This is a genomic window from Arthrobacter sp. MDT2-16 (assembly GCF_054510925.1).
On record NZ_JBTNDP010000001.1, the window covers coordinates 505,977 to 519,744 of the forward strand.

At 71.4% G+C, this 13,768-nt stretch carries 15 protein-coding genes; 5 read left to right on the top strand and 10 right to left on the bottom strand.

The annotated features are described in order from the left end of the window. Positions 1-22: 22 nt before the first annotated feature. Both ACX80N_RS02435 and ACX80N_RS02440 read right to left on the bottom strand, forming a co-directional pair. Positions 23-424, bottom strand: coding sequence for a YccF domain-containing protein (locus tag ACX80N_RS02435; RefSeq protein ID WP_105031681.1), 402 nt, complete (start codon positions 422-424; stop codon positions 23-25). 106 nt (positions 425-530) lie between these two features. Next, the gene (locus tag ACX80N_RS02440) at positions 531-2,204 is read right to left on the bottom strand and encodes a DEAD/DEAH box helicase (protein ID WP_459338148.1); all 1,674 of its coding nucleotides are present in this window, start codon (positions 2,202-2,204) and stop codon (positions 531-533) included. 340 nt (positions 2,205-2,544) lie between these two features. On the opposite strand from ACX80N_RS02440, the gene ACX80N_RS02445 reads away from it, so the two are divergent. Then, complete coding sequence (locus ACX80N_RS02445; protein ID WP_459338149.1) at positions 2,545-3,789, top strand: M20 metallopeptidase family protein; 1,245 nt, start codon at positions 2,545-2,547, stop codon at positions 3,787-3,789. Between the two features lie 15 nt (positions 3,790-3,804). Here the strand turns inward: ACX80N_RS02445 and ACX80N_RS02450 are convergent, their stop codons facing one another. Continuing rightward, the gene (locus ACX80N_RS02450) at positions 3,805-4,554 is read right to left on the bottom strand and encodes a GAF and ANTAR domain-containing protein (protein WP_459338150.1); all 750 of its coding nucleotides are present in this window, start codon (positions 4,552-4,554) and stop codon (positions 3,805-3,807) included. Between the two features lie 260 nt (positions 4,555-4,814). On the opposite strand from ACX80N_RS02450, the gene trmB reads away from it, so the two are divergent. Further along, positions 4,815-5,693 (top strand): tRNA (guanosine(46)-N7)-methyltransferase TrmB, encoded by an 879-nt coding sequence (gene trmB, locus ACX80N_RS02455; protein ID WP_459338151.1) that lies wholly within the window; start codon positions 4,815-4,817, stop codon positions 5,691-5,693. Between the two features lie 42 nt (positions 5,694-5,735). Then, the gene (locus tag ACX80N_RS02460; protein ID WP_459338152.1) at positions 5,736-6,767 is read left to right on the top strand and encodes a DUF695 domain-containing protein; all 1,032 of its coding nucleotides are present in this window, start codon (positions 5,736-5,738) and stop codon (positions 6,765-6,767) included. A gap of 22 nt (positions 6,768-6,789) precedes the next feature. On the opposite strand, the gene ACX80N_RS02465 is transcribed toward ACX80N_RS02460, so the two are convergent. Further along, positions 6,790-7,383: a TetR/AcrR family transcriptional regulator gene (locus tag ACX80N_RS02465; RefSeq protein ID WP_459338153.1), complete on the bottom strand. Its 594-nt coding sequence runs from the start codon at positions 7,381-7,383 to the stop codon at positions 6,790-6,792. A gap of 26 nt (positions 7,384-7,409) precedes the next feature. Here ACX80N_RS02465 and ACX80N_RS02470 point away from each other — a divergent pair, with 26 nt between their 5' ends. Then, positions 7,410-8,585, top strand: a complete 1,176-nt coding sequence (locus ACX80N_RS02470; RefSeq protein ID WP_459338154.1) for an MFS transporter — start codon at positions 7,410-7,412, stop codon at positions 8,583-8,585. Positions 8,586-8,761: 176 nt separating this feature from the next. On the opposite strand, the gene ACX80N_RS02475 is transcribed toward ACX80N_RS02470, so the two are convergent. Next, positions 8,762-9,445 carry an SDR family NAD(P)-dependent oxidoreductase gene (locus ACX80N_RS02475; RefSeq protein WP_459338155.1) on the bottom strand — a complete coding sequence of 228 codons (684 nt, stop codon included), beginning with the start codon at positions 9,443-9,445 and terminating at the stop codon, positions 8,762-8,764. A 78-nt stretch (positions 9,446-9,523) separates the two neighbouring features. Between ACX80N_RS02475 and ACX80N_RS02480 the strand changes: the two genes are divergently transcribed. Next, positions 9,524-10,099, top strand: coding sequence for a DUF5655 domain-containing protein (locus ACX80N_RS02480; RefSeq protein ID WP_459338156.1), 576 nt, complete (start codon positions 9,524-9,526; stop codon positions 10,097-10,099). On the opposite strand, the gene ACX80N_RS02485 is transcribed toward ACX80N_RS02480, so the two are convergent. The 5 genes from ACX80N_RS02485 to ACX80N_RS02505 all read right to left on the bottom strand — a co-directional run bounded on the left by ACX80N_RS02485 (position 10,056) and on the right by ACX80N_RS02505 (position 13,767). After that, entirely contained in the window at positions 10,056-10,757 is a 702-nt protein-coding gene (locus tag ACX80N_RS02485; protein ID WP_459338157.1) for a PspA/IM30 family protein, read from the bottom strand. The two genes, ACX80N_RS02480 and ACX80N_RS02485, sit on opposite strands and share 44 nt — an antisense overlap. Before the next feature lie 48 nt (positions 10,758-10,805). Next, positions 10,806-11,372 carry a hypothetical protein gene (locus ACX80N_RS02490; protein WP_105031691.1) on the bottom strand — a complete coding sequence of 189 codons (567 nt, stop codon included), beginning with the start codon at positions 11,370-11,372 and terminating at the stop codon, positions 10,806-10,808. A gap of 104 nt (positions 11,373-11,476) precedes the next feature. Then, complete coding sequence (locus ACX80N_RS02495; protein WP_459338158.1) at positions 11,477-11,905, bottom strand: heat shock protein transcriptional repressor HspR; 429 nt, start codon at positions 11,903-11,905, stop codon at positions 11,477-11,479. 52 nt (positions 11,906-11,957) lie between these two features. Next, a complete protein-coding gene (locus tag ACX80N_RS02500; protein ID WP_459338159.1) occupies positions 11,958-12,944 on the bottom strand; it encodes a DnaJ C-terminal domain-containing protein in 987 nt (328 codons plus the stop codon). Positions 12,945-13,128: 184 nt separating this feature from the next. Then, a complete protein-coding gene (locus ACX80N_RS02505) occupies positions 13,129-13,767 on the bottom strand; it encodes a nucleotide exchange factor GrpE (RefSeq protein ID WP_459338160.1) in 639 nt (212 codons plus the stop codon). Position 13,768: the final 1 nt, after the last annotated feature.

Here is a 13,768-nt window from a genome sequence, read left to right on the forward strand (position 1 = left end):
GGCGGCCGACCCGGCGGGGTGCCTAGCGGTAGGTGGGCAGGTATGTCCCCGACGACGGGACGATCACCTTGCCGAGCGGGGCCAGCGACACCGGGATGAGCTTGAGGTTCGCAATGCCCAGGGGGATCCCGATGATGCTCGCGAACATCGGGATGGCCGTCAGCACGTGGCCGATGGCGATCCAGATACCGGCGACGAGCAGCCAGATGACATTGCCCACGGCGGTGAAGCCGTTCGCCGGCCCACCCCGGTTCACCACCGTCTGACCGAAGGGCCACAGCGCGTACAGGCCGATCCTGAACGAGGCGACCCCGAACGGGATCGTGACGATCAGCAGGCAGCAGACGATGCCTGCCAGGAAATACCCGAGGGCGAGCCAGATGCCGCCGAACAGAAGCCAGATGATGTTCAGGAGTGCGCTCATGCCGCCATTGTTCCGCACACTCGACGACGCCGCACCCATCAGGACGGGGAAAGGCCCCCTACCCGGACGGGCAGGGGGCCTTTCCCTTGTGCTGCAACGGGTCGTGCTAGCGCGGGCGACGGTCGTTCGACGCCGGGGCGCTCGCCCTGCGGGAGCCGGGGGCGCGACGGGCGCCCTCGGTCCGGGGAGCGGACGACGGCGCGTGGCTGCGCTGGCCGCCGGCCGCCGGGGCTCCCGCGGCCGTGCGGCGGACGGCGTCGCCGACGCGCTGGCCCGAGGCGGGTCGGCGGCTGCGCGTCGACGTCTCCGAGGCCGTACGGGGCTCATCGGCCCGTCGGCGTCCGCCGGTCTTCGCGGCAGCACCGGCATCCGACCCGAAGCGCGGTGCCTGCGGCTGGTCCTTGCGGCGGTCGGCGCGGTTGCCCTGCGCGGACTGCGGTTCGGCGGAGACGCGGCCGCGTCCACCGCGTCCTCCACGGCCTCCGGCGGTCGGAGCCGCCGCGCCACGGCGGGCGCGCTTGCGCTCGGCGTTGGCACCGGTGGAGGTGCCCTCGCCGCGTGTCGCCTCACGGGTGGCGAGCAGTGCGGCACGGGTGCGGGGATCGATCTTGTCCGCGACGTCGCCGGTCAGGGACAGCACGAGCGGCGAGGTCGCCTTGACGGTCTCGAACGCGACGTCGACCCCGGCGGCCTTCATCAGCTTCTGCACCTCGGACTTCTGCTCGGGCAGGGTGATCGTGACGACCGTTCCCGAGGATCCGGCGCGGGCCGTGCGGCCCGAGCGGTGCAGGTACGCCTTGTGCTCCGTGGGCGGGTCCACGTGGACCACGAGCTCGACGTCGTCCACGTGCACGCCACGGGCTGCGACGTCGGTGGCGACCAGGACGCGGACGTCACCGGAGGAGAACTCGGCCAGGTTCCTGTCCCGGGCGTTCTGGGAGAGGTTGCCGTGCAGGTCGACGGCGGGGATGCCGGCATCCGTCAGGGTCTTCGCCAGCTTGCGGGCGTGGTGCTTGGTGCGCATGAAGAGCAGGCGGCGTCCGCTGCCGGAGGCGAGCTGCACGATGAGCTGCTTCTTCTGCGTCTGGTCGCCGATCATCAGCACGTGGTGCTCCATGGAGGTGACCGCGGCCTGGGGGTCGTCGACCGAGTGGGTGACGGGGTTGGTCATGTAGCGGTTGACCACCTTGTCCACACCGTTGTCGAGCGTGGCCGAGAACAGCAGGCGCTGACCGTCGGCGGGGGTGGTGTCGAGCAGCTTCTTCACGACGGGCAGGAAGCCGAGGTCGGCCATGTGATCGGCCTCGTCCAGGATGGTGATCTCCACGGACTCGAGCGTGATGAGCTTCTGGCGCATCAGGTCCTCGAGACGCCCGGGGCAGGCGATGACGATGTCGACGCCGGCACGCAGCGCCTTCTCCTGGCGCTGCTGGGACACACCGCCGTAGATCACGGTGGTGTTGAGTCCGAGCTGGTTCGCGAGCGGCTCGACGGTGGCGTTGATCTGTGTCGCGAGCTCGCGGGTCGGGGCGAGCACGAGGGCCAGGGGGCGTCCCGGCTTGCGCCGGTAGGCCGCTTCCTGCTCGGCGAGGCGGGCGACCATGGGCAGCGCGAAGGCGAGGGTCTTACCCGAGCCGGTGCGGCCGCGGCCGAGGACGTCACGTCCTGCGAGGGAGTCCGGAAGGGACTTCACCTGGATGGGGAACGGTTCGGCGATCCCCTGCGCGGCGAGGTTCTCGACCAGCGCTTTGGGCACACCGAGGGCAGCAAAAGTAGTCATGGAAAGTACACGAACTTTCTTCTCATCTTCCCGGCACCGGGCGGTGCGGGGGTTCGCCGAAGAAAAGTCAGACAGTGTCCACCGCGCTTCCGGTCTCGGAAGCTGGATGCGGGACAAAAGAATGCGTTCTAGCGACGCAGGCTGCGCATCTCACTGGCGGAACCGATCCGCCCTGCGCAGGCAAGTATCCCCAGTTTACCAGCAGTGACGCTCCTGGCCCGCATCGGCGGAGACGGCGCGCCCCGGCACCACGGGAACCGGGCTCCGGGGTCTCGCCCCGGCCCGGCGCATCTGCGAGGGTGGGACCACCAGCGCCGGTACCGTACCAGGAGGAACCCCCATGACTTCGTCCCCAGCCACCCTGCTCGAGGATGCCCGCTCACTCGCGGGTGACATCACCGACCTGCGGCACCGCCTGCACCGGGAGCCGGAGCTGGGCCTGCAGCTGCCGCGCACCCAGGAGAAGGTGCTGGCGGCCCTCGACGGGCTCCCCTACGAGATCACCCTGGGAACGGACACCACCTCGGTCACCGCCGTCCTGCGCGGCGGCGCCACGCCGGCGGGCGAGGCTCCCGTGGTGCTCCTCCGCGGCGACATGGATGCCCTGCCGGTCCAGGAGGCCGCCGGCGTCCCCTACTCCTCCGAGGTCGCCGGCGTGATGCACGCCTGCGGCCACGACCTGCACACCGCCATGCTCTCCGGGGCCGCCACGCTCCTCGCCGAGCGCCGGGAGCAGCTGGCGGGCGATGTCGTGCTCATGTTCCAGCCCGGCGAGGAGGGGCACGACGGCGCCGGCGTCATGATCCGCGAGGGCGTCCTGGATGCCGCAGGCAGGAGGCCCGACGCCGCCTACGGCCTGCACGTGGTGTCCTCGCTCATACCCACCGGGGTATTCACCAGCCGGTCCGGGCCTCTGATGTCGGCGTCGGACGGGTTGACGATCACGGTCCGGGGCGCGGGCGGGCACGGGTCCTCGCCGCACTCCGCCAAGGACCCGGTGACGGTGGCCGCGGAGATCGTCACGCAGCTGCAGGTCGTGATCACCCGGCAGTTCGACATGTTCGACCCCGTGGTGCTGTCCGTCGGGGTGCTGCGCGCAGGCACGCAGCGCAACATCATCCCGGAGACGGCGCGGATCGAGGCGACCGTCCGCACGTTCTCGGCAGTGAACAGGGACAGGATGGCGGAGGCGGTCCCCCGCCTGGTGCGGCACCTCGTAGCCGCCCACGGGCTCGAGGCGGACGTCGAGTACGTCCACGAGTACCCCGTCACCGTCACCGACACCGACGAGACGGCACACGCCGAGGCGCAGGTCGGCGCACTGCTCGGGACCGACCGGTACCTCACCATGCCCCGGCCACTGAGCGGGTCCGAGGACTTCTCCCGCATCCTCGAGGCCGTGCCCGGCAGTTTCGTCTTCCTCTCGGCGGTGACCCCGGGCGTCGATCCGGTCACGGCACCCTTCAACCACTCGCCGTACGCCGTCTTCGACGACAGCGTCCTCCCCGACGGCGCGGCCCTCTACGCGCAGCTCGCGATCAGCCGACTCGACGCCGCCGCCGGCGCTGGTCCACACCGGCGATAGGGCGGCGGTCCCCGCCTACTCCGCGATCCGGCGCCGCGACGCCAGATCTCCGCGGACGGCGAGCTGCTCGGCGACCTCGATCAGCTTGGTGTTGGTCTTCGTGCTCGCGGAGGAGAGCACCAGGAACGCCTCGTGGGCGGTGAGCTTGTGGCGTTCCATGAGGATGCCCTTCGCCTGGCCGATGACGTCCCTGGTGATGAGCGCGGCGTTGAGGTTGGAGATCTCCTGCGCGTCGGAGAGGGCGATCGCGGCGTGGGCCGCGATCAGCAGGCCGACCTGCTCGTAGTCCTCACCGAACTCGCCCACCTCCGCGCCGTACAGGTTCAGCGCACCGAGGTTGTCGTCGTCCACGAAGAGCTGGAAGGAGAGCATGCTGCGCGCTCCGGCGTCCCAGGCACGCCGTGCGAAGTCGGGCCACCGGGGCTCGTCCCTCAGACTCGGCACCCGGACGATGCGTTCACGGAAGACCGCATCGAGGCACGGACCCTGCCCGGTCCGGGTCTGCAGGTCGTCGATGATCCGGGGCAGGTCCCCCGACGCGGCCCGCGATTCCACGCGCCGCCGGGCCCGGACGAGGCTGATGGAGCCCTCCGCCGCGGGCGGGATGAGGGACAGGGCGGCGTGGACGATCTCGGCGAGGGTCGAATCCACGTCGGGTTGACGACGGAGTCCGCGCGCGAGCTCACTCAACTGCAGGGCGAGACCGCCCGTGGCCTCGCCGCTCCCAGCTGCCGCCGGCGCCACCGCATCAGGACCCGTGTTCATGTCGCGCCTCCTCGGGTTCGTCACATCACTCTGCCACTGTCCGCGTGGGCACACCAGTGCACCGCCCCGCGGCGGTGCACCCGATCGACGATGCACGGCGCCCCGATGCGATGACCACCCGGTCCGACGATGGGGTGCCCGGCGCAGCAGCGGATGCGCGGTTCACCCGTGGCGTAGGGATTCCCCGGGCGCACCTCGCCGGCCACAGGCCGTGCCCGGCGGCGGTACCGGCGGGCGTGCTGCCGGTAGCCTTGGAGGTGATGGAGCCCTCAGCACAGACCCCCGACCAGCCGCACCGCGCCCAGCCCGTCTCCTTCGTCCGGCGGGGCTCACGCCTCCAGGGCCGGCGCCGCGAGGCCTGGGACGACCTCGCCGAGGACTTCCTCATCGACGTACCGCGCATCGACAACGCCGACACGTCCGTGGCTCCGGGCTTCGTGTTCGACGCCGGAACCGCCTTCGGGCGGACCGCCCCGCTCGTCGTGGAGGTGGGCTCGGGACTCGGCGAGGCCATCACGCACGCCGCGGAACAGGACCCGGACCGCGACTACCTCGCCCTGGAGGTCTACCGGCCGGGGCTGGCCCAGACGATGCTCCGTATCAGCCAGAAGGACCTGACGAACGTGCGGACCGCTCAGGTCGACGCGGCGGAGGCCTTCGCCGGCATGATCCCGGCGTCCTCCGTCGCGGAACTGTGGACGTTCTTCCCCGACCCCTGGCACAAGGCGCGGCACCACAAGCGGCGGCTCGTCAAGGACGACTACGTGGAGCTGGCCGCGCGCATCCTCGAGCCCGGCGGACTCTTCCGCCTGGCCACGGACTGGTCCAGCTATGCGGTGCAGATGCGCGAGGTCCTCGATGCGAGCGGGCACTTCGAGAACCTGCACGACGGCGAGCGCGCCGGAGCCGCGAGCCCCCTCACCCAGGTGTGGGAGAGCGGCGTGGAATCGGTGGTGGGCGGCGCCCCGGTGCGTGAGGGACGCGACCCGGTGAGCACCGGCAACACGGGCGTCAACGAGGGCGTCGACGAGCGCGGAGGCTGGGCGCCGCGTTTCGAGGGGCGGACCCTCACGAGCTTCGAGAACAAGGCGATCAAGGCCGGGCGGATGGTCTTCGACCTCACCTACCGGCGTCGCTGACCGACGCCTCCCCGGACGCGTACACCGACAGAAGCAGGGACCATGGGACTCTTCAGCCGCCGGGCACCATCCCGCCACGGACACGGCAGGGACCCCGTCGCGGCGTTCTGGCAGTGGTGGACCGAGGACGGCGAGGAACTGCTCACCACAGCCACGAGGGCCGGTGACTTCGACGCCTACGTGGACGTGATGACCCACAGGGTGAGGGCGATCGCCCGGGGCCTGGAGTGGGAGACGCGCACAGGTGTCGGTGCCGAGCACACCCTGTGCCTCTCCAGCGGAGGCGATGCCGCGCTGCGTCCCGTGGCCGAGCGCTGGTACCGGGCGGCGCCGCCGCCGAGCAGGCGCTGGGAATTCATGCCCGCCCGCAGCGCGCGGCCCGACATGCTCGACTCCACCATCACGTACCGCGGCAGGACGTTCGACCTCCGCCGCACCAGGGTCCACGCGGCGGTGACCCGCAAGGGTGACGGGTTCATCGTCTCCGTGTACAACCCCGGGTTCACGGGTCGCTGGGACGACGAGCACGGCCTGTGCGTCCTCGTCCTCGAGTGGCTGCTGGGCGAGGACGACGTCGAACGCTGGGTACGCCGCGTGGACTGCATCGCGACCGACGTCGTGGACAGCATCGCGGCCGTGGACCTGCCGGCGCGGGTGGCCGACCTGGCGGGCACGCTGCCCCCGCCGGCGTGGCTGCTGATGCAGGGGACACTCGGCGCCGGCGACCCGATCTCGGTGCGGGTCCTGCGCCCGCTGCGGTGGATCGACCATCCGCGCTTCGATCTCCACACGGCGCTGCGGGTCCCCTTCGAGGCCGACGGGCAGGGCCTGCCCCTGCCGGCGGCGCTCGGTGTCCTCGACGATCTCGAGGACACCCTCGTGCGGTCCCTCGGTCACCGTGGGATGCTCGTCGCCGCCGAGACCTCCAGGGGCGTCAGGACCCTCCACTTCTACTCCGACTCGGAGGACCAGAACGGGCGTGACGTGCTCGACGCCGCCGCTCGCGACCGGCGTCCCGTCACCGCCCGGCACTCGCTCGATCCCGGGTGGAGGAAGGTCCAGGACTTCGCGTGACCGGGCACCGGTCCCGGTGGGCTCAGGAAGCCGCCGCCGGCGCTCCGGTGAAGGACTGCAGGGTGATGCTCGCGATGCGCCGCCCTTCGGTGGTGGCGGTGTCCACGTCCGTCCCACGCAGGATCATCCCGAGGACCCCGGTGTAGATCAGGACGAGGTGGCGTGCCAGGAGCGCGGCTCCGTCGGCGCCGACGAGGGGAGCCGCCAGGTCTTCGAGCCGCCCCAGCAACAGCCGGGTGTCGTCGCCCAGGGTGGCCTCGAGGTCGGGACCCGGGTGCGGGGTCTCCGCGGTGACCCCGAGGAACACGCACCACCGGGAAGGTGTGACCCCCTGCCGATACCGTGCGAGGGCTGCGAAGAGCGCGAGCACCTTCTCCTCGGGGGTGGGCGCCTCGTCGACGCACTCCTGCCAGGTCGTGTCCCACCGGGACAGCCTGCGCTGCAGGGCGTGGGTGATCAGCCCCTCCTTGTTGCCGAAGTGCGCGTACAGCGTCGCCGGTGACACCTGGGCGCGCTCGAGAATCGCATCCACGGGGGTGGCGGTGACACCCCGCGTCGCGGCCAGGTCCTCTGCCGCATCGAGGAGTCGATCCCGCGCTGTCGGTTGTCGTGCCATGGAACAAGGGTATAACGTTCGTTTCAATGAAACGATCGTTACAGTTCGCCACGTCCCGTCGGGACCTCCTCTTCGCCGCATCCGCGGTCTCGCTCATCGCGGTCACCTACGGTCTGGCCCGGCTTGGCTACGGACTGTTCCTGCCCGCCTTCTCGGCGTCGTTCCCGCTGCCGCCCGCGGTGAGCGGCCTGCTGGCCGCGGGTGCGTCGGTCCTCTACTGCGTCTCCGCCGGGATCGGCTTCCGCTTCGCCCAGGGTCATCCGCGGGCGGTGACGCTGCTCGCGGGCCTCTCGGCGGCTCTCGGCAGCATCGGCATCGCCGGCGCCCAGACCACCCCGATCTTCGCCGCAGGGGTCCTGCTCGCCGGCACCGGAGCAGGCTTCGCGTCCCCCGCCCTGGTGGAGCTGGTGCAGCGGAACACCGCACCGGAGGCCCGCGGGCGCCTGCAATCGGTGGTCAATTCGGGGACGGGCTTCGGCGTGGTCCTGGCGGGCGCCCTGTCCCTGGTGCTCGGTGAGGCGTGGCGCCTGGCATGGGCGCTCGTGGCAGTGCTCGCCGTGACGTCCATGCTCGCCGTCCTGCGGCTCGACGGAAGCGCCGTCGCACCGGCTGCACCACCTCGGCCCGCTCCGTCCCTCGTCGCACGATCGAGCAGGCGCGGGCTGGCCCGGCCGCTGTGTGGGGCCTTCGTCTTCGGGATCGGGTGCGCCGCCGTGTGGGTGTACGGCCGGTCCACGCTCGAGCAGTCGGGCGGTATGAGCGAGGGGTTGTCGGCCGGCGCCTGGATAGCGCTGGGGCTCGGGGGCGCCGGCGCCACCCTGGTGTCGCGTTGGCTCGCCGGCCGCTCCGTCCCAGCCGCCTGGTCGCTGACCACCCTGGCGACGGCGGCGGCCACCGCACTCCTCGGGACGGTACCGGACTCCCTGCTCCTGGCCTACGCGGCCTCCGCCCTGTTCGGACTGGCCTACACGGCGGCGACCTCCGTGCTCATCCTGTGGGCCTCCACCACCGACGCGGGCAGCGCTGCGGGCACGTCGCTGCTGTTCACCTCCCTCGTGCTGGGGCAGGCGGCCGGCGCACCCCTCACCGGATTCCTGCTCCAGCAGGGCGGCGCGACGCTCGCCTTCGCGGTGGCGGCTCTCGCGTGCGCGGCGAGCACCGCTGCCGCCGCGCCGATCCGGGTGAGGGTGCGGGTGGAGTGAGAGGCGAGGCGCCGTCGGTTCAGTCGTCGATGACGGCCAGGCCCCGGCGCTGGAGGTCCCCGGCGAGGTCCGCCTTCGTCCCGTGCAGGAACGCTCCCGACTCGTGGAGTTCGAAGGGCTCGGGTCCGTCCGCCATGGTCACCTCCGATGGATGGCTGTGCCCGCCGGGCCCCTGCTCAGAATGCCGACGACGGCAGGTCGCGCTCGCCGTCCCGGATGGCCGTCACGATGCGTGCGGCGACAGCCACCGGATCCTTGCCCTGCGGCAGCCTCGGCGCCTCCCCTGCGATGGGCCGGCTAGCCAGCCCGGTCTCGGTGTGGGGCGGGCGGGCGTCGAGCACCCGCACCCCCTGCCTGCGCAGCTCCAGTGTCAGCGCCTTCCCGTAGGCGCTCAGTCCCGCCTTCGTCGCGGAGTACGCGGCCATGCCCGCCGTCGGGCTCTCGGCGACGACGGCGCTGATCTGCGCGATGAACGAGTCCCGCGCGAGCCGGGGCGCGATCTCGCGCACGAGCCGCATGTAGCCGAGCAGGTTCACGAGCACGAGTTCGTCGAGGGTGTCGTCGTCCACCTCGACGGCGGGACCGAACGCCACGACGCCGGAGGCGAACACCAGCCCGCTCAGTTCGCGCCCGTAGATGGCAGCGGCGATGTCCGCCGGGCCCGTGGGTCTGCCGAGATCGGCAGCGGCGCGGCCCAGGACGGCATCGCCGAGTTCGTCCGCGAGCGCCGCCAGTCTGTCGTCGGAACGGCCCGAGAGCGTGAGCTGGGCGCCCTGGGCCACGAGCTGGCGGGACAGCTCGGCCCCGAGGACTCCCGTCGCACCGACGACGAGGACGTGGGCACCGCTCAGCTCGGTCATGGGCAGAGTGTAGCAACGGCCTTCGGCGTCCTTCCCTTCGCGCCCGGCGGGACGGCACCGGAACGCTACAGTGTGGCCATGGGCGAGATGCAGAGCTGGCAGTCGATGGTGCACGCCAACGCCGCGCGGCTGCTCCGCACCACCGGACGGACACCGGCGGATTGGGCTGCGGAGGCGCGTACTGCGGGGATCGGCACGCGGGAGGATCTCTCGCACTGGCTGAAGGAACAGGGAGTCACCGGATACAACCTGATGAGCGTCGACTGGGAGGTCTTCGGACTGCCGGAGTTCTTCGAGCGGTCGGCGGAGGAGCTCTACGCCGCCCAGTACGCGAACCGTCCGGCCCTCAGGCCCATCGCTGACAGCATCGTATCCTGGGCCACCGCGACACCGGAGGTCACCATCCAGCTGCGCAAGACCTACGTGTCCCTGCAGTCGTCGCGACGGAAGTTCGCGCAGCTCACGCCCACCAGGACCGCCGTGGACCTGGTCTTCCGGCTCGCGATCCCCGGACTGCCCGGGCTCGAGCCGATCCGCACGAACGAACCGTTCGCCTGGCGCCTCCGGCTCAGGCAGCCGGAGGACGTCGATGCCGCCGTCCGGCAGGCGCTCAGCGTTGCACTGGAGGATAGCCTCGGCCGTTCCTCCGCTTGAGCTCCTCGAGCTCCTGCTGGGCGGCGGCCTCCGCCTCGAGTTCCTCGAAGGCCTGCTGCAGGCGCGGTGACGACGGGTCCGTCCAGGACAGTTCCTCACGGGCCTGGGCCTGCGCCTCGAAGCGCCGCACCTCGAGTTCGGCGTTGCGCCGCGCCGCGTCCATCGCGGCCGCCTCCCGCGAGGACGACGCCAGTGCGTCATGCACACCGATCGCAGCCTGGGCCGCCGCGCGGCGGGCCAGCATGGCGTCGTACTCCATGGCGTTCTGCTGCACGCGCTGTTCCAGCCGCTGCACGTCGTCGTGGAGCCGGCGTGCCTGCTGCTCCGCCTCGTGCAACTGCCGGGTGAGGGTCTCGAGGCGACGCCGCGCCGTCATCGATTCGCGGATCGCGGCCCGGGCGGCGTCGTCGTCCCCGCGCTGCACCGCGGCTGCGGCAGCGGCCTCGACCCGGTTGACGTAGTCGGCGGCCTCGTTCGCGGCCAGGCCCACCCGGTGGTGGTGCGCCGCGACGTCCGCTGCCCCCCGGCGCGCCTGGTCGAGGAGGTTGCGCTGCGCCTGCTGGGCGCTCTGCGCCTGGATCCGGGGATCCTGCTTGGACTCCTCCGCCGCGGAGCGGTTGGCCTGCACGATCCGCGTGATGCGGCGTTTGATCGACACTCTGGACCCCCGGGGTGATGGTTGGTTGCGGCTACCTGGACTGACCCGTCACCAGGTCTGCCGGTTCCCGTAGCTGTCCCGCCAGGTGGCCATGGCGGAGATCTCGGTGCGGAGGCGGCTGGTGGCCTGCTCGAGCTGCAGCGTGTCGATGGACCGCGAGGTCTGCAGCAGGCTGCGGCGCAGGTCGGCGGACAGCTCGTCGAGCGCCCGCGCCTGCGCGGCGAGATCCGCGGTCCACTCCTGCTTCAGTGCCCGGTTCGGCTCACGGTCGGCAGCACGCAGCAGGGTCTCCAGGGAGGCCGCGGCCTGGTCGATCTCAGCGGCCGCCCGGGGGAGGTCCCCCACGGGGCGTCGCTGCGCCGTCGCTTCGGCGAGGGCGAGGTGCGTGGCACGCGAGGACCGCGTCAGGTCACCGATGAGCCGCGCGGGTTCCCGCGTCAGCCGGTCCGGCGCATAAGCGCGGGCCGCCAGCACGCCGCGGTCCCTCGTGCGCTCGATGATGCGGGAGCGCTTGACCTTGCGGACCACGAGCCACCCGGCCACGCCGGTCCCCGCGCCGACGGCGGTGAGGACCCCGGCGCCGACGACGAGCGCCTGGACGAAGAGATCAAGCATCGTGCAACCCCACGAGGTATTCCATCTCCTTAGTCTGCCCGCGTCCTCCGACATATTCCACCCGCGGCCGTGCGCGGCCGCGGGCGACCGCTCACCGGCGGTGGCTAGTTCGCCGTCCGCGCCGTGTCGGGGCGCCACACCACGAGCGCCTGGCTGCGCGGGCGGGGGCGCTGGCCGCGGGCCAGTGTGACGACGTCGCCCGCCAGCCCGGCGGCGAAGACCCGGCTCGATTCGGCGTGGAAGCGGCGGGACGCCAGCTCGGAGGACAGCTCCGTGACGCGCGCCTGCAGTGCGGATACCTGGTTCTCGAGTTCGAGGATGCGCCGGATGCCCTCGAGGGACACCCCCTCCTGCGACAGGCGCTGGATCTCGCGCAGCGTCCCGACGTCCTTCTGCGAGTAGCGCCTGGCCCTTCCGGGTGCCCGGCTGGGCGTCACGAGGCCCAGCCGGTCGTACTGGCGCAGGGTCTGCGGGTGCATGTCGGCGAGTTCGGCGGCCACGGAGATCACATAGATCGGCAGCGTGTAGTCCATGGCGGGCCTCCTTCCGTCGCCGGGGCTCCCGGCGGTCGCTCAAATGTACTCTTTACAGGCGCGCCTTCGCGGCGAGGCCCGCCCGCGGATCCGCGTCCCGCGTAGCAGCCCGGAAGGCCTCGACGGCGGCCTCGGCCTCCTTGGACAGATTCTGCGGGACGACGACGTCGACGGTGACGAGCAGGTCCCCCGTGGCCTTGGCGGTCTTCACGCCCCTGCCCTTGAGGCGCAGGGTCCTGCCCGACGGCGTCCCGGCGGGGATCCTCATCTTCACCAACTCACCGGTGAGGGTCGGGACGTCGATCTCGGCGCCGAGGGACGCCTCGGGGAAGCTGACGGGGACGTGCACGCGGATGTTGTCGCCGTCGCGCTTGAACAGCGGATGCTCCTTCACGGCGACGGTGACCATGAGGTCGCCGGGGCCGCTCTGCCCCGGCTGCCCCTTGCCCTTCACCCGGACCTTCTGTCCGTCGCGGATACCGGCCGGGATGCGGACGTCGATCTGCTCGCCCGAGGGTTCACGCAGGCCGATGGTGGTCCCGTTGATGGAGCCCGCGAAGGAGATGGACGTGCTGGCCGTGCGGTCGGCGCCCTTCTGGGGGCGCGTGGACTGGAAGCCGCCCGGGAATCCGTTGCCACCGCCGCCGAACAGGTCGGCGAACTCGGGGGGAAGGTCGCTGTTGGAGAAGCCGGTGCGCTGACGGGTCCCGGCCCCCTGGCCGAAGAGGTTCCCGAAGATGTCCTCGAACCCCGCACCGCCGCCGGCACTTCCACCGGCACCGCCGGCGGAGAAGCGCGCTCCCCCGCCCATCGCGCGGATGGCGTCGTACTGCTGGCGCTGCTCGGCGTCGGACAGCACGGAGTAGGCCTCCGAGACGTCCTTGAACGTCTTCTCGGACGCGGCATCACCCTGGTTCTGGTCGGGGTGGTACTTGCGGGCGAGCTTCCGGTACGCCTTCTTGATGTCGGTGTCGGACGCGTCCTTGGAAACACCCAGGATCTTGTAGAAATCCTTGTCCACCCAATCCTGACTGGCCAACGGGCGTCTCCTTTCCTAGGTACTACTGAAACGTGGGGCCGGGTTGCACGATCCCGAAGGAATCACACAACCCGGGAGCGCTGCGCGGAGTGCCGAGGAAGGCGGCTTCAATATCTCCCAGCGAGCTCTAGCGAGCCGGGAAATTTCGTCGCCGCCGTTCGGCATCCGCGCAGCGCGGTAAGAACTACTCAGGCACCGCTACGATGACCTGCGCGGCCCGGAGGACGCGCTCGCCCTTGCGGTAGCCCGCGCGGAGGATCTGGCTGACGCTATCAGCCTGGACGTCCGCACTCGGCTGCTGCATGAGCGCTTCGTGGATGTTCGGGTCGAAGGCGACGCCGACCTCGTCGATCCGGGTGAGCTCGTACGTCCGGAGGGCGTTCTCGAGCTTGCCCGCGATTGCCGCGAAGGGTCCCTCGGCGAGGTCGCCGTGCTGGCGCGCGGCGTCGATGTCGTCGAGGACGGGCATCAGCGTGTTGATGACGCCGATGACGGCCTGGTCGCGTGCGACATCCCGGTCGCGTTCAACACGGCGCCGGTAGTTCACGTACTCGGCCTGCAGGCGGAGCAGGTCGTTGCGGAGCTCCGCGACGACGTCCACGGCGGGATTGCTCGCCCCGTCGGCGCCGGCCTCGTTCAGGATCGCCTCGGCCTGGGCCAGGGCGTCGCCCTCCGTGCTGTCGCCGGCGGGACCTGCCTGCACTCCGGCCGCGGATTCCTCCGCGGCCGGAGTACCGGCGTCGTTCTGCTGCCCACGGACTTCGCCCGTCTCAGGGACGATCGGCTCGGACTCGTGCTCTTCTTCGTTTCCGTGGTGCGGCATG

Coding starts and splice junctions, on each gene's coding strand:
- ACX80N_RS02495 (WP_459338158.1), bottom strand. CDS start 11,905: ATGGACTACACGCTGCCGATCTATGTGATCTCCGTGGCCGCCGAACTC.
- ACX80N_RS02435 (WP_105031681.1), bottom strand. CDS start 424: ATGAGCGCACTCCTGAACATCATCTGGCTTCTGTTCGGCGGCATCTGG.
- ACX80N_RS02470 (WP_459338154.1), top strand. CDS start 7,410: ATGAAACGATCGTTACAGTTCGCCACGTCCCGTCGGGACCTCCTCTTC.
- ACX80N_RS02505 (WP_459338160.1), bottom strand. CDS start 13,767: ATGCCGCACCACGGAAACGAAGAAGAGCACGAGTCCGAGCCGATCGTC.
- ACX80N_RS02460 (WP_459338152.1), top strand. CDS start 5,736: ATGGGACTCTTCAGCCGCCGGGCACCATCCCGCCACGGACACGGCAGG.
- ACX80N_RS02480 (WP_459338156.1), top strand. CDS start 9,524: ATGGGCGAGATGCAGAGCTGGCAGTCGATGGTGCACGCCAACGCCGCG.
- ACX80N_RS02440 (WP_459338148.1), bottom strand. CDS start 2,204: ATGACTACTTTTGCTGCCCTCGGTGTGCCCAAAGCGCTGGTCGAGAAC.
- ACX80N_RS02465 (WP_459338153.1), bottom strand. CDS start 7,383: ATGGCACGACAACCGACAGCGCGGGATCGACTCCTCGATGCGGCAGAG.
- trmB (WP_459338151.1), top strand. CDS start 4,815: ATGGAGCCCTCAGCACAGACCCCCGACCAGCCGCACCGCGCCCAGCCC.
- ACX80N_RS02450 (WP_459338150.1), bottom strand. CDS start 4,554: ATGAACACGGGTCCTGATGCGGTGGCGCCGGCGGCAGCTGGGAGCGGC.
- ACX80N_RS02475 (WP_459338155.1), bottom strand. CDS start 9,445: ATGACCGAGCTGAGCGGTGCCCACGTCCTCGTCGTCGGTGCGACGGGA.
- ACX80N_RS02490 (WP_105031691.1), bottom strand. CDS start 11,372: ATGCTTGATCTCTTCGTCCAGGCGCTCGTCGTCGGCGCCGGGGTCCTC.
- ACX80N_RS02445 (WP_459338149.1), top strand. CDS start 2,545: ATGACTTCGTCCCCAGCCACCCTGCTCGAGGATGCCCGCTCACTCGCG.